Consider the following 18,049-nt stretch of genomic DNA (forward strand, 5'->3'; position numbering starts at 1 on the left):
ATGGAGTCGATATTTGAAAAATGCCAAAATATCAACGACCTAATTTTATTAGGACAAGAAAAAAACGCTCGCGATGAATTAATAAGATTATTAAATCACCTAGAAGAAAATAAAATAGAATATACGCCACTAATTAATTATCTAATTAGAGAGACTGGTTTGTATCCATATTTGCAACCTCAAACTGCATCTTGGCAAGAAAGATTTATATATGAAGCCTTTAAAGCAGATATAGGAGATCTAAAACCAATAACACTTCATAGAGGACAATCCTCATTATTAAAAAAACTCCTTGAAGGTAAAAGTATAGCAGTAACTGCCCCAACAAGTTTTGGAAAAAGTTTTATTATAGATGCTTTTATTTCTATTAAAAAACCAAAAAATGTTGTTATTATTGTACCAACTATTGCATTAACCGATGAAGCAAGGAGAAGAATTTACAAACGTTTTTCAAATGAATATAGAATAATAACAACACCTGATGTAGGCATAGAATTAGCAAAAAATAATATATTTATATTTCCACAAGAAAGAGCAATCAGCTATATCGGAAAAATTGATTCTATTGACATTCTCATCGTAGATGAATTTTACAAAGCAGGGACATCATTCGATAAAGATAGAGCTCCAATTCTCCTGAAATCTATTCTAGAATTAGGTAGTATAGCCAAGCAAAAATATTTCCTAGCTCCAAACCTTTCTCTTTCATCGTTAGAAGATAATCCATTTACAAAAGGGATGGAATTTGTAGAGCTTGATTTTAATACAGTAGTTTCTGAAATATCAGAAGATTTTAAAAGCTCATCATCATCTGATGAAAATTTCAAAAAAGATCGACTTTTAGAAATACTCTATTCTAAAAAAACAAAGACATTAATATATGCAGGAACATTTACAAACATAGACACAATAACGAATATACTTAATGATAATTTTGATGATAATGATAATAAATTGTTGAACTATTTTTCTGATTGGCTTTGTATTAATTATGGTAACAATTACATTCTAAACAAGTTAGTAAAGAAAGGCGTTGGAATACATAATGGGAAATTACATCGATCATTAAGTCAAATTCAAGTAAAGCTTTTTGAAGAAAAAAAAGGATTAGATAATCTAATATCAACATCATCAATTATTGAGGGTGTGAATACATCTGCAGAAAATGTTATTATTTGGGCAAGTAAAAACGGACGCCCTAAATTGAATGATTTTACCTACAAAAATATAATCGGACGAGGAGGAAGAATGTTTAGGCATTTTATAGGAAAAATTTATTTGTTAGAAGCGCCTCCTGAAGAAAAAGCTACAGAATTGAAATTAGAATTTACAGAAGATCTACTTAATTCTCTAGATACGGAAAAATTCGATCAAGAATTAACGAGAGATCAAATAATAAAAATTGTAGCGTTCAATGATGAAATGGATTCAATTCTTGGAAAAGGTGTCTATAGAAATCTCATTAAAGAAAATTCACTTCCTAGTTTTAGCCCCAATACGTTAAGGGATATTGCGCGAGACATGACATCGAGGCCTCGTGTGTGGAGTGGCATGAAATATCTAAATTCTAATAATCCGAATGATTGGAAATCTAATCTATTCTTAGTCCTCAATTATGTAGGTAATGTAGGAATTTCGTATACAAATATGGTTGCTTACATTAAAGCCATATCGCAAAATTGGCATCTCTCAATACCTAAAATACTCTCTTTTTTACATAAAAATGAAATAACAATCGACAAATACTTTGAATTAGAAAGAATATCAACCTTTAAAATACCATCCGTGTTGCAAGATATAAACTTTCTTCAAAAGAAAATATTTAACAATAACGTTGACATTAGTCCTTTTATTGCAAAAATTTCGCATGCATTTTTGCCCAGATTGGTATACGAATTAGAAGAATATGGGTTACCTAGGATGTTGAGTAAAAAAATTCAGACATCTGGACTTATAGATTTAGAAAATGAGGAAACTCAAATACATCATATTATAAACGAATTCAATCGAATCGGATTTCCTAAGATGGTGAATAGCATCAAAAATATACATCCTTTCGAAGAATTCAGTTTGAGATATTTTTATGATGGAATAACATCTATACATAAAATCTAAATTTGATTAGATATTGTCGACAATTAAAGAGAATGGATTATAATAGATAGCATGAGCGGATCACTCAGGCATCAGTTGAGAGACGACCAATGGGAAAGAATCAAGGATTTTCTTCCCGGTAAAAAGCAGGATGTTGGATGTACAGCCAAAGACAACCGGTTGTTCATCGAAGCTATCATATACAAGGCAAAAACAGGATGTGGTTGGAGAGATATTCCGGAGAAATATGGAAAATGGCACAGTGTACATAAAAGATTTTTGAGATGGAGCCGCAAAGGAGTCTGGCAAACAATTTTTAACACTCTCGCGTGTAGCGCGGATACGGAATGGCTCATGATTGACTCAACAATTGTAAGAGTTCATCAATATGCATGTGGAGCCAAAGGGGGAAAAAAATGAGCAAATAGGTAAATCCCGAGGAGGCCGAACAAGCAAAATGCATGCGCTCTGCGATTCCCATGGCAATCCGATGAAATTTATTCTGACGGGAGGAGAAGAATCTGATTACAAGCAGGCCATGGCCTTACTGCAGGGACAGCAAGCATGTCACGTTTTGGCAGATCGCGGTTATGATGCGGATTATGTTGTTCAAGCTGTTGAGAGTATGGGGGCAGTTGCCGTGATTCCTCCGCGTAAAAACAGGCGGGAACAAAGAAAATACGATACCCATTTGTACAAGGAGAGAAATCTTGTAGAGAGACTTTTTCTGAAAATGAAGAGATTCAGAGGATTTGCGACACGGTATGAGAAATTGGCTTCTTCTTTTCTTTCCCTCGCTCATTTCATCGGCATTCTTATCTGGCTCGAGTAATTGTCGACGATATCTAATAGAGATTTTTTTTAATTTTTTGAAAAGTCATTTTTTGACCTTGTCCAGGAAGGGGGCTTTATGGATGGAGTCATTCATATGCAATTCGAATAGTGGGAAAGCGTCCATAAAACGGGGGATGCCCGGAATGGTGCCATATCCCCGCCATGATGCATCGGGGTGGCTCTGTGGCAGGCGGCAGTGGGCGCACCAGGCCCCCTTGCAGTGAGTCCGTATATGAAGAAACAGGAACCGTTTTACTGGTTCCTGTTTACTCTCGTGATAGAATGAATGTAATATATTTTTACTTCTTTTTACTTTTTATGTAGACGATTTTGGCTCCGTCAGAAAATATTTTCACATGGTATGTTGTGACCAGGTTCAACTGCCGCGTCTTTCCTGCGTGATCGGTCACTGTACAACTGATGTGCGCTTCAATATTATACATATCTTCTTCGGTCATTTTATGAACTGAAATTTTTTCACTTTGGAAAGTTCTGACGGGATATTGCTCTGCATACTGAAGGCAATCGTTGCGAATATCATGTAAGGTCGTATTTTTCTTGTCGAAATAATCTACGGAATTATAGAAGCAGCTCACTTGTAGATCGACTGAATTATCACATGAGGATGACGAATTAATATGTTTTAAGACGATGTTTTTTGCTTCTTCCGATTTCGTATCGTTGTTTGAACTATTGTTTGCCGACGCCGGTTTTTGGGATGGTTCAGAAGTTGCCCAAACAAGGCTATTCCTGTTATAGGGAGGATGTACCCTCATATTCTCATCAAGATATTTGATCCGTGAATAGGCATCTGCCGATGTGGGTTCTACCAGGTTTGTCCGGAAAAGCTGGAAAACAGGCGATCCACGGCGATCCCGAGGTGTTGCGGTATCATCCATATCGTCGATCAACAGGCAGAAGCCGAATGCTCCCCCCCCGATTTCGGAAACGAGTACATCCATTTCATACCACTGGTCCTTCTCTACAGTAAATGGTATTCCTGCTTGAAAACCTCCGAACAGATTGTTCCAAGCATCACAGTTTTCATAGGCATAGAAATCCTTGTCTTGCCGGTAGGTTGGCCGGTTATTGCCATTCCATGTATTGTCTTCCAGCGTGTGGAATCCACAAGCGAGTACATTCTTTCCGTTGAACCGGACAGCCAGCACGGAATCACCAATGCCTACGAAACGGAATGTGCCTGATTTGGGAGCATGCACTGTACCACGATAGACGGCTACCCAACGCGATGGCTGAACCTTGTCCTGTACCTGATAGGCATACGGAGCTTCCTTGTCCAAACTGTGCAACATGTAGAAGCAGGTTATATACAGATTGGTAGGCGACTTGAAATATTTGTCGAAATACCCCTTGGGCCAGCCGGAATTGTAGAAATGGCTGATTTCCTTCAAGACGCCTTCGCAATTGGCCTGGGTATGTTCCCTATAAGGGGAGTCAGTTCCCGATTTTGTTTGCTTCAAGTCGTACAAAGTACCGCAAAATGATGATCCACTGTGATTCGGAGAACCCATCCCGTAATATGTTGAATCAACATGGTTCCATGTTTCGGATGGTACGGAAGATGATTGTTTAGTATTAACGTCGGCTCCGTATCTACGAAGTATTTCTGTGATATTGTTATGGTGATGATTAATCGCGATTCTCAATGCCGTAATTCTATCTTTGTTTTGGATGTTAACATCAGCGCCATGTTCGAGAAGCAGCTTTGTGAGATCAATATTTCCTTTGCCGACGGCCTCCATTAATGCCGTATTTCCATCTTTGTATTTGCTGTTAACATCAGCGCCATGTTCGAGAAGCAGCTTTGCGAGATCAATATTTTCTTTGACGACGGCGAACATTAATGCAGTATATCCAGCTTTATCTTTAATATTAACATCGACTCCGCGGTCTAGAAGGGATTTAATAATATCAATATTTCTACATTCGATTGCCAACATCAATGCTGTCTTTCCTTCGTTATCTGTAATATTAACATCGGCTTTGTATTCAAGAAATAGTTTAACAAGATCAATATTGGGATCCCATGTGTTGACAGTCGACATCAATACTGTTTTTCCATCTTCATCTTTAATATTAACATCGGCCCCATGCGCTAGAAGCAGTTTACACAGGGAATAGTTATATTTCCTTGAGGAAACTATTAATGCAGTATTTTTACTATTAACATCATCTTCGTATTCAAGAAATAGTTTAACGAGATCAATATTTTCTTTGGAGATGGCCCTAGTCAATGCAGTATATCCTTCGTTATCTTTAATATTAACGTCAGCTCCATGGTCTAGGAGTAATTTGCACATTGGATAATTTTGATACTTTGCGGCATACGTTAATGCCGTATCTCCATCTCCTTTAATATTAACATCAGCCTTGTATTCAAGAAATAATTGAACAAAATCAGTATTCCCTGTTCTGACAGCTGCCATCAAAATTGTATTTTCAGTGTTATCTTTAATATTAACATCAGCGCCATGTTCTAAAAGCAGTTTGCATAGGGGATAGTTCGTATGATAATTATACATCAAGTATTCGTTTTTAAAATAATACTTTTCTCGGATAGCAGCCATTAATGCAGTTTCACCATTTTTGTTTTGAATATTAGCATCAGCACCATGTTCGAGAAGCAGCTTCACAACATCACAACTATTTCCCAGTTGTGCTGCTTGCACAATAGGTGCATTCCCCATATTAGTCGTATAATTAATATCGGCTCCAGCTGCGATGAGTGATTCAATGCAGGACAATGGTACTTTTTTGCCGTTTTTTAGTGCCAACCCAAAAACGGCTGCGAGGTGCGGGAACTCTTCAAATAAGGCATCTCCGTTTCTACAACGGTTATAATGCTCAATAATCTCGTCGGATTGTTTGCTGTCATCCAGAATACCATAGTCATACAAACGTTTCAGCGCTTCGTGTACCGGAATTGTCCGAGATGCAGGAAGAGCCATTTTTTCGGGTTCTTGCTTTTCTGTACGTGTGGATTTTTGTTTTTCGCATGAGGCCAGAAAACATGATGCGACAAGAAGCATATATTTTCCGCAAAGCATCATAGGTGCGGGATTATTTGGAAAATTCTTATTTCTCATGATTAAAATAACTTTGATTTTTACCGGAAACGGATATCAACGAAATTTGGACGATTTTACATGTGATTAAACCGTGGCGAGGACAATCTTCCCATATCAGGAAAGGATCGAAACTTGCTTATGCCTTTGCTTCTTCCGGCAAGCTGTGTTTGCACGAGCCTGCCCAAGAACCGTTCCAATTTCGAAGAAAAGGAGTATGTTTTGCATGTTACGGAAGGGAGTGTTTATTTGGCGGTGAGGTTTTTGATGAGGAGCATGCCTTTGACGATGTCTCCATGGGCATCGCGCCCGTTGCGGCAGAGGACTTCAAAGATGTAGGAGTCGTTGCGCATGACGTTGAGGTTCCCCGCCGCATCTTTTTTCAGGATGAGGGGAAGGCGGATGTTTTTGTCCGTGCTGCCGGCAGGGATGACGGAGAGCAGGGAGTTGTTGTCGACAGTGAGAATATTGTCCACCTTGCCCTCAAAGGTGTATTGGTTGCCGGTGATGCTCGATCCCGCATTCATATAGGCGCTGGTGTCGAAGTCTCCCGTTGTTGCCGCCTGTGTGTAACGGATGTCATCGAAATCCATGCGATTTTTTATGTTATTGGATTGTGGATTGGTCAGAGTACCGATATCGGGAAGAGAGCGGAACCTGTCCATGACTTCGCTGCTTCCGTCGAGCTTGGAATACATCCTGAGCACGGCGCCCGACGTATTCTTGATTTCCTTTTGAAGCTCTGAAGAGACTTCATTGAAATATTCTTCACGGTCGCCATCCCGGGTCATGGCCGCGCCGTTGCAAATAATCTGCACGATATGCTGGGCCGCCCCAGGTGCGTTTTTCGTAAGGTATTCCAGCAATTGCTCGTCACCTTCCCTGGGAGTGGACATGTTGTCCTCGCATATCTTCGTAATATCCTGCATCATTGAAACCAGTCGGGACTGCGGGGAGAACATCTTCGAAGGAAGCCAGAAGGCAAGAGCAACGGCAAGCGCGCCTGTGCAAAAGCCGGCAAGCGCATATGACAGCTTCGTTTTACAATTTTTATCCATAACAGTCTGATAATTGATAGTAAACAAGGCTTGTACACGTATTCAGGAACCGAGAGGGCGGTTAAATCCATCCTTGAATTTGTCCGTACAAATGAGGATAAGATCAATAATCGTCCAAACGCCAAAGCATCCGAGAGTTAACAGGGAAAGAATTCCGGTTCCTGCTTTTCCCACATAAAATCTATGAGCTCCGAATCCTCCGAGCAAAATGCACATAATCAAGCATGTCGTTTTGGACTTGAGGGGAACTCCCCCTGTCATGAACTGCTGCTGCACGCAGGGATATCCCGTCATCTGGGGTGGAGCGGGGTATCCGTAGCCGGAATGCGGCTGGGGGTATCCTGGTTGCGGAGGTTGCGGATAATGGAATGAAGGAGCAGTGTTGTGCGGCATGCCGCCACCCTGTCTCTGCTGGTTCCGTTTCTGCATTTCCAGAGCGGCGATCTCGTTCAGAATATCGTTCAGCCTCGCTTCGTCGGCGGGAGTGAGTTCATGCCCGGTTGTCCTCAAGGAAGCGGCTTCAAGGCTTAATTCATGGATACGGCTGTCTATTTCCTGCGGGTTCATCTGTTGGTTTTCTTTTGATGGTTGTATGAACCGGATGGCATGTCCGCCGTTCGAGGTGGGAACATCTTTCATCCGGTAGAATTACGATATCTCAATAAGATATTATTGTAAACATTAATATCTCAAAAAGGTAATTTACGAAGGCATGAACTTATGGTATGTTTTCCTTATGCAAATACCCGGAAAAGATTTCACAAGTACTGAGTTCTTCGAAAAATGGATGGAAAAGAATAATTTGAACTATGCCGCCGTTGCTTCCGCCTGCGGAATACCTGAAGATACCGTCAGGGAATGGGTGTCTCAAAAAGATATTCCGAAAAGGTTCCTCCGCTGCCTGGCGGCGCTTGCCAGCCCCCGCAAGGAACGGATCAGGTTCATCGAAGGGAATCAGGAAGACGGGTTCAGGTTCGGGCTGTCCATGGACGACTATGCAAAACTGGCGCGGAAGGCGTTGGATGCGGGCTGCTCCGTCGAGGAACTGGTGGCAAATGCGGTCGCATCCCTCGTCCGCTCCGGGAGTTAGAATATCTCACATGGATACTTGTTCTTGTCTTCCGGCACAGTTGTGTTAAACTGCATGCCATGAGCCGGGAGGGGGAACAAGCCGCTTTCAAGAGCGAAGTCAAGCAGTGGTTGAAAAGCCATGGGCTTGGCTACAAGTGGCTTGCGGAGCAGTGCGGCATCTCCGAAATCACCGTGCGCAACTGGATGTCGCAGAAGGCGGTTCCCGTTCTCAAGCAGCGGCTCGTGCGGAGGATCATCGACCGGGCGCCAGCCGCGCCGGGAGAGGCAGGTCAGGGGATGGTTCCCGGCGTGGAGGTGGACGCCGCCTTGTCCCTGACAGTCAAGGTGTCTCCGGAGGTCTACCGGAAGCTGGAGGAAAAGGCGCTTCAAGAAGGTGCTTCCATTGGGAGCATGCTGGCCCGGGCCATCTCCGGGCTGGTCGGCTGATTCCATCCTGCGATCTTTTTAAAAGGAAAATAAATTGCCTGTTTTGGCATTTTAACGCGTACGCAGTCAAGGAAACGCGTTAAAATTCCTTTGCACATGAAGAACAGGAAATTCAAATTATGCAGGCTCGTCCGGGAGAACGACGGAAGGTACCGCGTCTACTGGAACACCGTCAACCCGGACGGAACGACGAAGAACAACAAGCGCCGGGTCAGGGACAGGAAGGAAGGACTTGAAAAATGCCGCATGCTGGAAGAGGAGCTTTCCCGGAAGGGATTGAACGAGGAAATGCCCGTTTCACCGGAAGACAGGATCATGATGGAGAAATTCTACAAGACAAGTCCTTCCATCTCTCTTGCGGAGTTCATCCGGCGGTACATGGGATGCGTCTCCCATCCCAGGCAGGGGCGCACAGTCAGGGGTCTCCATGCCGAATGGAAGAAGCACCGCCTCCTGACATCCCCCAACCGAGAAAACCTCCGCATGACCCTCGCCCGGGTCAGGCTCTTCAAGGAAGCTTTCGGGAACCGCATCGTCAGCGCCATCCGGAAAGAGGAAGCCGAGCAATGGCTGTTCGGGCTGGACGTGGCTGAAAAGACCCGCCAGCACTACCGGTCCGCCGTCATCTCCTTCTTCAAGTGGTGCGACATCGACATGTCCGGCATCAAATGCCCCCGGGCGGTCCACCCCGAACCCGGCACCTATACGGTCGACGAAGCGGCGCAAATCCTCCATTACACGAAAACGCACCGGAAGAACATGCTCGCCCCCCTGGCCATCGCCATGTTCTGCGGAGTCAGATTGTCCGAATTCGCCTACATTACATGGGAGGAACTTGATCTGAGCCATCCGGACGAAGACGGCGACTTCTACCTGGCGGGAGGCAAGACGGGGCGGCGTATCGTCCACCTTCCCAGCGTCGCCAAGAAATGGCTTCTTGCCTGCGAACGCAGACACGGGCTTGTCTTCGACTTCAGCCGGTGCAAAATACATGCGGACCGCATTTACGACGCCTTCAGGAGGATAATCCCCGGACACGTCGAAGCGAAGCAGAACGGGTTCCGGCACAGCTACTGCACCTACAAGGTCACCTGCTTCGGGAACATGTCGGACGTGGCCGATGAAATGGGCAACAGCATCCAGATGATACGGAAGCACTACTACAGGCCGACGCGCAAGAAGGATGCCGGACTCTACTGGAAACTTACTCCCGAATACGTGGACTCCATTTTTGCCTGACTTGCCTTCCATACTGCCTCATCGTCTTGCCTTGTAGAAAATGGCAATATTTTTTCCATGGAACAGGATAAAAAGGCTTGAACTGGTTCCGTAAAAAATTCTTGTTTGTCAGCGTTGCTGCCTTTCAGGTACGTAGTAATTCAGGAGAGGCCTGCCTCGTTTGCCTTCCTTGTACATTTTAAATCCGTGAGTTTTATATAATTTTATCCATCTGTATATGGTTGCTTTCCTGATTCCTAGTTTTGCAGAAATCATGGCAACTGAGCAAGAACGCTTGTACATGGTGATCGCTTTCCTGCGTAGTGTTTCCCTTCCGGCCGGGGTAATTTTTCTGGTATCTTTTTGCACGGAAGGAAGATTTTTTTGTCTGTGAGAAGCCATGAGGAAGCATCAGTATCTTATGCATCAATCAAGAAAATATCAATAAAAAATAAATTACAATTTTATTATTAAAGTAATATAAAAAATATCATTACTATAATAAAAAAATATTTTTGTACCAAAGATATAATTAAAAATGAGGAGTTATGGAAAAAATAATCACTATAACTCCTCCCTCATATCCTCTCAACCGCATCGTCAAGACCATCATGTCCCATTGCCGCATCGCCAATGAGAACGATCTTGCGGACAAATTCGGAATAGTCCATCGGGATATGAGGTTGACGAAAGAAGAAAATATGAACGGCATCATTGACGAAATGTTAGGAATGACCGAGAACTTCCAGCCCGGGCACACCGTCTACCTGACGGTATCCCTCGTCAACGTGAAAAAAGCCTTGTACCGCGACATCTTCAATTCCGGAATCGGCAATGGAAACCTCAGTTCCGCACAGAACAGGAAAGTGGAACCGTACGTTGAACGGGGGTTGCTCCACCTTGGAATGGAATCCATGGACATCCCTCCGTGCGTACTTCACAGTGAAAAGAGCAATACGGTATTCAAGGCGGACTGCACTTTTAAAGTCTTCCGTCTTCTGGTCGAGCAGGAGAGGAAAAGGAAACCGGAGAAGGAAATGACCGCATTCGTATCCAGTATCGCCGGGAAAAAATTCTATAACAAGAAAAGTAAGAACGAACTCCATTCCGGGGTATTCAACATGTTCACCGGCATGTCGTCAGACATGAGGTCATATGTCTTCAACAGCATTTACGGAGTCACCATGGTGGAGATCGATTTCACCAATTCCATCATCCAGGCGCTTGCATCCCGGGGCGGCTGCGTCCTGATGCTGGATGCAATCGGCAGGGACACCCTTCTGTGCGACCACAGCAGAAAACAGAGGAATGAAGAGAAGCTGGCCATGCTCTGCTGGATTTTCTCCATGTTCTCGGAAAAGGTGTGCAAAGGCACAAGAACCCGGTGCCGCAACCACATCCGGAACTTCCTGCAGGAAAGGTTCGGGGAAGAGAGTGAAAAATTTCTTGGAGCGATCGAAAACCTGCCCTCCGTGCATGACCTCTTCCGGTACGAGGATATCTTGAGGGATTTCTGCAAAGCGCATCCTGAAGCCATCAATGTGCATGACGCCGTCTACATACCCAAGGAAAACGGGAAATTGATCGAATCTCTCAAGAAGATTCTGGATAAGGATGGATATGAGTACACGGTCGATGTCCTGTGAAGAAGCAATACAGCCTGTCAGAATAGATTCCACCCTTCACAGGGAGGGGGTGTGCTGTGTTAATGACGCAAGAAGTGTTTGCTCATGGCGTTGATTCATCCCAGCCGCCAATCAACGGATTCCAGGTTTTCTCGAAAGCCTCCTTGGACAGCAACGCTTGACATGGCGGCAGCAGGAAAGAAGAAATTCTTTGAACGATTTCTTCCAAATGGCCTGGAATCCCAGAGAGTAGAGAATCAGAAAATTTCTTCAAGAAGGCAGCCCATTGCACCTCCTTCATTTTCAGAAATGAAGAAGACGTTATTATTAAAGAGGATGGCATATTCAGATGGCGCCTTTTAAAAGTAGCCTGAAGGGATTGGCATAAAAGATTTCCTTCAAACGAATGATGGTTGGACAAAACGTAAATGTCATAGAAATCCTTCATTCTGGAATTTTGAAGCCCCAGGAAAACCATGGCGTGGAATTTTTCAGCAATGGCGCTTTCCCGAGTATATCCCAACAAAATTGGGGCATCCATATCCAGTGCCGTAGGAAAATGAATGGGAACGGGAGCCGGCAGCACGATATCGGAAAAGCCTATGTCAATTTTCATCCGTATTCTCATTTGTTCCATATAACCAAGAAACAGAATACGGCGTCCTCGGTAATCCGCATCTTGGGTAATTTCCATGGAAGACACCGACTTTGGATCAAATACAAGCCCGTCATCCGGCACCGACAAGTTCAGAATCATTTTAATGCACTCTTCAATGGAAGAAGCACTATTATCCAATTTGCCCAACAAGTCAATGTCCATCGTTGCCCGTGCCTGAGGAACCATCCACACGCGTAGCATGAGCGCTCCTTTAAGGATGAAGCTATGTTGAAATTCAGATTGTCCCAAACGATACAGGAATCTCTCCATCGCATAATACTGAACAATTTCCTGAAAATTCCGTTCGCTTTGCCGTGACAGGTTGTAAAGCTTGTCTCTTACCGAAGCGGCTTTGTTGGCGGGGTGTTCCTTGCTCATACGAGTGTTTCCAAATAAGGCATGATTGTATGGGTAACTCCGCGAAGGGCGGCATATTCATGAATGAGAGGCAGATTGATGAGGTGATTATTCGTGTACATTTTGAGGGCTTCTAGAAAAACATCCATTCCAAGCCTGTTCCTGAAGCGGAACACATCCACAAGAGTTTTTTCCTTATTGTAGACTTTCAGGGGAACTCCTTGCATATCATGAATTTCAATGCCTGCTTCATAAATGGTATCACGAAACCGGAATGCACGTACGAGCGGATAGGAAGCTCTGGGAACATTCCTTTGGTAAGGGATGGCAATATCAATCGCATGAGGAATTTGTGTCGTCATGTCATGGAATGAAAGCGCTGACACAAGGCAGATGACCGCCATAGGATATTTTCTGGCCACCATAAGCATTTCTGGGGCACCATGCAGGTTTTCATCGCTGAGGCGGTAAATGCCGCGCCCCCATCTCTGAATAATCCCTCGTTCCATATATTTCTGCAGCATTCTTGCGGTCATCAGTGTAGGAAGGAGTTCTCCACGCCGGACAACGCCGCCTTTATTTCGGAAAAATTCCTTGACTGGAGTAGGGATAGTCATGAATCAAAAGTACACATTTTCTTGCAGGGTGTGTGTACTTTTAGAACATTTGAACGAAAATAGCAACTCGAAAATTTTCTCTCCATCAAAACTATAAAGGCAGGAGAGATAAATCCCGAGATGCTTGAAGATATTTCGGGGGAAGAAGTTGAAGAAAATGATATTCATGGGATGTTTATTATCATTTGTAATGAATAACTTATACAATTATATTCTCAAAGTATCCTTTTTAGTCTATTGAATTCACTGCAAATCGCTTATAATCAATGGGCCGTGGCTTCGAATCCCTCCCTGTCCGCCATTAATTTTCTATCGCAATATATTCGTAATGAGTATATTGCGTTTTTTTGTTTATAGAGGTATGGGGAAAATATTGGGGAAAATTAGATTTTCTACTTTATACATTTCTGTGAATATGTTAGTACTATTCATGGATTCATATCATTCTTATGAAAATAGTTGGTCATCAGATAAATAAACATCTCATCAATTTATTTGATTATAAAAATGTACATTTTATATGTGTCGAAATTAATAATATTCCGAACTATGCAAAAGAATTAATCGAATCTATAAAAAACACATCATGGATTGATAAATTAGATGTAATCGGAAAATTATCTTATACAGAAACATCTTTTGAAACAATTGATAAATTAGTTGCGATCTTTTCCGTTTCAGAAGATCCAATTAGTACGGATTTTGGAGAATATTTAATCTCTATGACAGCGGGTTCAAGTCTTGAAAAACTTTTATCACATGAAGTTCTCCCTCTGTCCGAATTATGGAAAGAAAAAAAATCAGGAAATGCAGGATTTGATTTTCACACTATTACGCCACGGAAGCTCATTTCTTTTGGTGAGGCAAAATATAGTTCTGTTAGAAATCCATATAAGGCCGCCATTGAACAAATAGTATCTTTTATCAATCACGAAAAAGGAAATCGAGATTTACCTCATTTACAAATAATCGCAGGTAAGGAATCTATTGATAACTTTCTAAAAGGAGACAAATGTTATTGTGCCGCGTTTTCTCTACAAAATACACAGACTTTTGATGGAATTATCAAAAAAATCACATCTTTAACAGAATTTGGAGATATTATTCATGCGGGCAACGAAATTTTTGTAATAGGAATAAAAATATGTCATCCATAGAAATAAGAAGTGAAAGAGAAGCTCATCGAGCATTGAATGATATAATCATTCAATTGCACAAAGATGGTCCCGCTAATGCTTTTCTATTGGAAATTCTGGCTCATATAAAACACGCTTATCCAGATGTTTTTCTACAATATGAGCAAAGAATATTATATGTTTTAGGTGTATTTTATAAGGTCAAGCAGCCACATGATGTTATTTCTTTGGTATATGCCTCATTTAGAGAAATTATCAAAAAAGAAACAAATCATCTTTACACACCATCGCAAGCATCTATTTATTTAGAAATACACAATAATAATATATTCTCGTTTTCAGCACCAACAAGTACAGGAAAATCTCATCTATTCCGAGATCTTTTAAGAGAAGAAAAAAGAGATATTATCATTATAGTGCCTTCCCGTGCTCTTATAGCAGAATATCTGATGAATATAAGAAATGCTTTCCGTAATTCGAAAAATATTTTAATATTAGACCACATAGATAATGTTAATACAAAAAATATATCAAGGAAGATATTTGTTTTAACTCCAGAGCGCGCTATTGATATTTTTAAAGGAATATATAATCTAGATATATCCTTATTTTTGTTTGACGAAGCTCAAATATCTGAAGAAGAAAAAAGAGGGATTAAATTTGATGCCTTGGTTAGGCGAATTCTCTTAAAATTTCCAAATGCAAGAAAAGTTTTTGCCCATCCATTCATAGATAATCCTCAGGCTCAACTTTCTAAGCATCACATTAATTCTGAAAATTCTTCTGCTCAGGTATACACTCAAAATATAGTTGGAAAAATTTTCCTTTCGTTGGATTCCAAAAAAGATCGTTTATATGCTTTTTCTCCGTATGAGAAAGATTGCCACTACAGAAAGAATCAATTTCTTTTTAATGAGAAAATTATAGAAACACTTATACGACAAAATAAATGTATACTGATATATGTGTCCAAAAGATCAATATACGAAAGAAAGATAAGATACAAATTCAAGAAATATATAACTATATGCCATCCAATAGACAATGCAATAGCCTTATCAATAATAAATAAGGTTCAAGATGATATAGGAAGTTCTAAAATTTATTCTGAATTTATTGAATTATTAAAATATGGTGTAGTTATACACCATGGGTCCATACCTCTCAGAGTGCGGTTTTTGATAGAAAAATTTATTAGCGCGGGATTTGCTAGGATTTGTTTTGCCACATCAACCTTGCTGCAAGGGGTCAATCTGCCATTTGATGCAGTAGTCATTGACTATTTTAGATTTAGTAATGTTAAAAATGGAACTACTCCTCTAGATTTAAAAAATCTAATTGGGCGGTCCGGAAGATCTCAGGTAAGTAAACTGAATTTGTTTGATTATGGATTTGTAATCGTTAATAAGACATGTGTCAAAAATTTTTCTAAGTATATTAATTCATCTAGTAAGATAGATCCTGTTTCTCGCCTTGATAAAGAAGAAATAGATGATAAAACTGATGATGAATATGAATTTATAGATTCAATAAAAAATAATAACATAAATGACGAGTTTGGATTGCCAGAGTCACAAGTATGTAGATTGCAATCTGAAATTTTAGAAAAAACAATCGGTGATTTATTGAATATTTTATTTCAAAATAACAAAATAATAACAGCAAAAGAGTATAGACAATTAGATGATGTGAGACGTGATTTAATCAAAAAATCATTTGCATTAATATTCGAAATATATCTTAATCGCGATTTGTTGAAATATGAACGTGGTGTCTTATCAACAGCAATTACGATATTGCTATGGAAAATACAAAATAAAACATTTAGACAGATAGCTATTTTACGATACAAGTTACTAACGAAATCAGAAGAATTTTCTTCATTGAAAAAAAAATTGAAAAATGGAGAAATTAATAAACATGAATTTGATGAGTTAGTTGCTGAGTTAAGACCTCCTATTACACCAGCTGCTTCTTTCTTACCGAATAAAATAAATTTTTACATACCCTTATATGATTCCCAATCGAAGATAGAAGATATTAATTATGACGTTGTTGTATTCGATACATATGATTATTTAGATAAGGTTATCTCAATTTCATTGGCGGATAAATTTATCGTGGCTTTCAGAAATTATTATGATAAACATGATGATGTTAGAGCAAAATCAATGGTTGATTATTTTAAATATGGAACTAATGATCAAAAAGAAATAATGTTATTAAGATATGGATTTACCTTTGAAGATATTATGAAAATTTCTGATTGTATAGATTCTGTATCTGAAGAGCAATTAGTTTTTAATTCAAACATTGACTCTATTGATGATGCGTATTTACTTGAACTCATATCCAGATATAAGTAAAATCGTATGTCATTGACAAACTGCCCTTTCTTTTACCCGTCCTCAATCCCCTTGCTCTTTTGTCATTCATAATCTTCCATACAAGGAATACTTCTTCCGGTGGTCTCCTCATATATTATCCCAATCGAAGAGTACACTATGCAATCCGATTCTATATTAATAGATAAGAGCCACGTCAGATATCCTAAAACAGGTCAGAATAATCCCGTTTCACGGAGTAGGATAAAAGTATACCACATTCAAACAAATTGATTATATTAATTGTTTATAATACATTAGTTTTCATAGATAATATTTTTGTTATACGAACTGTTTAAAAACGGAAAATTTCCATATATTGAATTGCAATATATTAATTATCATTTTTTTATAAAACTTCATTGTCGTATACAATGAAGAAGGTCTGGTTGATGAGATAGTGATTGGTATTAATTATGCGTGATTTATCATTTTATAATATTATATGAAAGGAATTAAGAAAGTTTGGTTTAGGTTCCGAACTTTTGTATTTGAGTAAGAGAGAAAAGATGATACAATTACAATTGATATGAGTAATGTGAATGATCGAATTGATGCAGGAACTAGAATTTCAGGCTTAACCGTAGGTGACCTTAAAAAAGAACTTGAAATCTGGCTGGATGATATGGTTATTGCCATGAATGGATTGACCTTTTATCGTTTTAAGCAACGTGATGACAAGCTTCTTCAAATGGAATTCAATCAAGTTGTTTATCTTGATGATTTAGGAATTGTCAGAATCCAACACGTAGACTGAAATATATAGGGAAATTTTTGTGAAGAGTTGGAAATTCCATCTAATTGATTAGTAATGGTTCGCACAATTGAATGAAACATCAATGTTGAATACTAAATAAGTGAAAATTATTGTATTACAAGGGAATAGTGGAACAGGAAAAACGACCACGATCAGGAAAGTTTTCCAAAAAATATTTGAATCGAGTGGGAAAATTATTGAGCATCAAAATGAAGGAGGTAAACACGAAGTAGATTTTAAAGCGCATCTGCTATATAAAGCTCAACATGTATTTTTCTATAGTCATGGTGATTCGTGTGATTATTTGAATGCTGCAATTGATCAATTTCGTACATATCAGAATGTTTTTAATGCACAATTTAGGAGTGTTTTAATATGTTCATACAATCTTGATTTAAAGGGAAAAGCTAGAGATCCTATGAATCGAATAATATCTGCATCTACATATAAATTAATCGATAAAAGTGTTCATGCTAACGGTAATATCGAAGAACAAATGAAATTGAATGAATTAGATGCGGAAAAAATATTTTCATTAATTTAGTTTTTGAATATATCATTTTATTGCGTAATTCATTTGTTATAAGCAAAAAATATATTTATTATAGGGTTGCTTCATTAGAACACTTCCGTTTCACGGAGTAGAGTAAAAGTATTCCGAATTCAAGAAAATAGATTTTATAAATGGATAATGGCTTTGGTGTTGA

Annotated in this window: 16 protein-coding genes; 10 read left to right on the forward strand and 6 right to left on the reverse strand. The window is 39.9% G+C overall.

Going from position 1 to position 18,049, the window contains the following annotated elements; genetic code table 11:
• Together PYTT_RS12005 and PYTT_RS13795 are read left to right on the forward strand one after the other, a co-directional pair.
• Positions 1–2,115 (forward strand): DEAD/DEAH box helicase, encoded by a 2,115-nt coding sequence (locus PYTT_RS12005; RefSeq protein WP_067777576.1) that lies wholly within the window; start codon positions 1–3, stop codon positions 2,113–2,115.
• A 51-nt stretch (positions 2,116–2,166) separates the two neighbouring features.
• A protein-coding gene (locus tag PYTT_RS13795; RefSeq protein WP_156850367.1) for an IS5 family transposase occupies positions 2,167–2,926 on the forward strand; the annotation gives its coding sequence in 2 pieces (ribosomal slippage) (positions 2,167–2,495 and positions 2,494–2,926; 762 coding nt in all).
• A gap of 301 nt (positions 2,927–3,227) precedes the next feature.
• Here PYTT_RS13795 and PYTT_RS12015 read toward each other — a convergent pair.
• The 3 genes from PYTT_RS12015 to PYTT_RS13800 form a co-directional block, all read right to left on the reverse strand.
• Positions 3,228–6,035, reverse strand: a complete 2,808-nt coding sequence (locus PYTT_RS12015; protein ID WP_083076859.1) for an ankyrin repeat domain-containing protein — start codon at positions 6,033–6,035, stop codon at positions 3,228–3,230.
• Between the two features lie 224 nt (positions 6,036–6,259).
• Entirely contained in the window at positions 6,260–6,910 is a 651-nt protein-coding gene (locus PYTT_RS12020) for a hypothetical protein (RefSeq protein ID WP_141675835.1), read from the reverse strand.
• A gap of 204 nt (positions 6,911–7,114) precedes the next feature.
• On the reverse strand, positions 7,115–7,711 hold the full coding sequence (locus PYTT_RS13800) for a TM2 domain-containing protein (RefSeq protein WP_245741039.1): 597 nt from the start codon (positions 7,709–7,711) through the stop codon (positions 7,115–7,117).
• A gap of 148 nt (positions 7,712–7,859) precedes the next feature.
• Between PYTT_RS13800 and PYTT_RS12030 the strand changes: the two genes are divergently transcribed.
• The 3 genes from PYTT_RS12030 (at position 7,860) to PYTT_RS12040 (ending at position 9,829) form a co-directional block, all read left to right on the forward strand.
• Positions 7,860–8,162, forward strand: a complete 303-nt coding sequence (locus tag PYTT_RS12030; RefSeq protein WP_141675836.1) for a hypothetical protein — start codon at positions 7,860–7,862, stop codon at positions 8,160–8,162.
• 59 nt (positions 8,163–8,221) lie between these two features.
• On the forward strand, positions 8,222–8,590 hold the full coding sequence (locus PYTT_RS12035; RefSeq protein WP_067776619.1) for a hypothetical protein: 369 nt from the start codon (positions 8,222–8,224) through the stop codon (positions 8,588–8,590).
• A 96-nt stretch (positions 8,591–8,686) separates the two neighbouring features.
• Positions 8,687–9,829, forward strand: a complete 1,143-nt coding sequence (locus PYTT_RS12040) for a tyrosine-type recombinase/integrase (RefSeq protein WP_067776622.1) — start codon at positions 8,687–8,689, stop codon at positions 9,827–9,829.
• A 108-nt stretch (positions 9,830–9,937) separates the two neighbouring features.
• Here the strand turns inward: PYTT_RS12040 and PYTT_RS13910 are convergent, their stop codons facing one another.
• Entirely contained in the window at positions 9,938–10,210 is a 273-nt protein-coding gene (locus PYTT_RS13910) for a helix-turn-helix domain-containing protein (protein ID WP_083076862.1), read from the reverse strand.
• A gap of 146 nt (positions 10,211–10,356) precedes the next feature.
• Here PYTT_RS13910 and PYTT_RS12045 point away from each other — a divergent pair, with 146 nt between their 5' ends.
• Positions 10,357–11,454: a hypothetical protein gene (locus tag PYTT_RS12045; RefSeq protein ID WP_067776628.1), complete on the forward strand. Its 1,098-nt coding sequence runs from the start codon at positions 10,357–10,359 to the stop codon at positions 11,452–11,454.
• A gap of 82 nt (positions 11,455–11,536) precedes the next feature.
• Here the strand turns inward: PYTT_RS12045 and PYTT_RS12050 are convergent, their stop codons facing one another.
• Positions 11,537–12,469, reverse strand: a complete 933-nt coding sequence (locus PYTT_RS12050; RefSeq protein ID WP_067776631.1) for a nucleotidyl transferase AbiEii/AbiGii toxin family protein — start codon at positions 12,467–12,469, stop codon at positions 11,537–11,539.
• Positions 12,466–13,065 (reverse strand): type IV toxin-antitoxin system AbiEi family antitoxin domain-containing protein, encoded by a 600-nt coding sequence (locus PYTT_RS12055; protein WP_067776634.1) that lies wholly within the window; start codon positions 13,063–13,065, stop codon positions 12,466–12,468. Before PYTT_RS12055 ends, PYTT_RS12050 begins: the two co-directional genes overlap by 4 nt.
• Before the next feature lie 449 nt (positions 13,066–13,514).
• On the opposite strand from PYTT_RS12055, the gene PYTT_RS13510 reads away from it, so the two are divergent.
• The 4 genes from PYTT_RS13510 to PYTT_RS13515 all read left to right on the forward strand — a co-directional run bounded on the left by PYTT_RS13510 (position 13,515) and on the right by PYTT_RS13515 (position 17,886).
• Positions 13,515–14,222: a hypothetical protein gene (locus PYTT_RS13510; protein ID WP_141675837.1), complete on the forward strand. Its 708-nt coding sequence runs from the start codon at positions 13,515–13,517 to the stop codon at positions 14,220–14,222.
• Positions 14,210–16,567, forward strand: coding sequence for a DEAD/DEAH box helicase (locus PYTT_RS12060; RefSeq protein ID WP_067776637.1), 2,358 nt, complete (start codon positions 14,210–14,212; stop codon positions 16,565–16,567). The genes PYTT_RS13510 and PYTT_RS12060 overlap by 13 nt, the downstream gene beginning before the upstream one ends.
• A 547-nt stretch (positions 16,568–17,114) precedes the next feature.
• Positions 17,115–17,342, forward strand: a complete 228-nt coding sequence (locus PYTT_RS12065) for a hypothetical protein (protein WP_067776640.1) — start codon at positions 17,115–17,117, stop codon at positions 17,340–17,342.
• Between the two features lie 100 nt (positions 17,343–17,442).
• Positions 17,443–17,886, forward strand: coding sequence for a Cdc6/Cdc18 family protein (locus PYTT_RS13515; RefSeq protein WP_141675838.1), 444 nt, complete (start codon positions 17,443–17,445; stop codon positions 17,884–17,886).
• The last annotated feature ends 163 nt before the right edge of the window (positions 17,887–18,049 follow it).

The organism is Neoakkermansia glycaniphila, from assembly GCF_900097105.1.
Classification (GTDB): domain Bacteria; phylum Verrucomicrobiota; class Verrucomicrobiia; order Verrucomicrobiales; family Akkermansiaceae; genus Akkermansia; species Akkermansia glycaniphila.

Excerpts from the sequence above, each read along its gene's own strand:
- PYTT_RS12060 (WP_067776637.1), top strand. The coding sequence starts at position 14,210 with ATGTCATCCATAGAAATAAGAAGTGAAAGAGAAGCTCATCGAGCATTG.
- PYTT_RS12015 (WP_083076859.1), bottom strand. The coding sequence starts at position 6,035 with ATGAGAAATAAGAATTTTCCAAATAATCCCGCACCTATGATGCTTTGC.
- PYTT_RS12045 (WP_067776628.1), top strand. The coding sequence starts at position 10,357 with ATGGAAAAAATAATCACTATAACTCCTCCCTCATATCCTCTCAACCGC.
- PYTT_RS13510 (WP_141675837.1), top strand. The coding sequence starts at position 13,515 with ATGAAAATAGTTGGTCATCAGATAAATAAACATCTCATCAATTTATTT.
- PYTT_RS12030 (WP_141675836.1), top strand. The coding sequence starts at position 7,860 with ATGGAAAAGAATAATTTGAACTATGCCGCCGTTGCTTCCGCCTGCGGA.
- PYTT_RS13910 (WP_083076862.1), bottom strand. The coding sequence starts at position 10,210 with ATGGCTTCTCACAGACAAAAAAATCTTCCTTCCGTGCAAAAAGATACC.
- PYTT_RS12050 (WP_067776631.1), bottom strand. The coding sequence starts at position 12,469 with ATGAGCAAGGAACACCCCGCCAACAAAGCCGCTTCGGTAAGAGACAAG.
- PYTT_RS12005 (WP_067777576.1), top strand. The coding sequence starts at position 1 with ATGGAGTCGATATTTGAAAAATGCCAAAATATCAACGACCTAATTTTA.
- PYTT_RS12055 (WP_067776634.1), bottom strand. The coding sequence starts at position 13,065 with ATGACTATCCCTACTCCAGTCAAGGAATTTTTCCGAAATAAAGGCGGC.
- PYTT_RS12040 (WP_067776622.1), top strand. The coding sequence starts at position 8,687 with ATGAAGAACAGGAAATTCAAATTATGCAGGCTCGTCCGGGAGAACGAC.
- PYTT_RS12035 (WP_067776619.1), top strand. The coding sequence starts at position 8,222 with ATGAGCCGGGAGGGGGAACAAGCCGCTTTCAAGAGCGAAGTCAAGCAG.
- PYTT_RS12065 (WP_067776640.1), top strand. The coding sequence starts at position 17,115 with ATGAGTAATGTGAATGATCGAATTGATGCAGGAACTAGAATTTCAGGC.
- PYTT_RS13800 (WP_245741039.1), bottom strand. The coding sequence starts at position 7,711 with ATGAAAGATGTTCCCACCTCGAACGGCGGACATGCCATCCGGTTCATA.
- PYTT_RS12020 (WP_141675835.1), bottom strand. The coding sequence starts at position 6,910 with ATGTCCACTCCCAGGGAAGGTGACGAGCAATTGCTGGAATACCTTACG.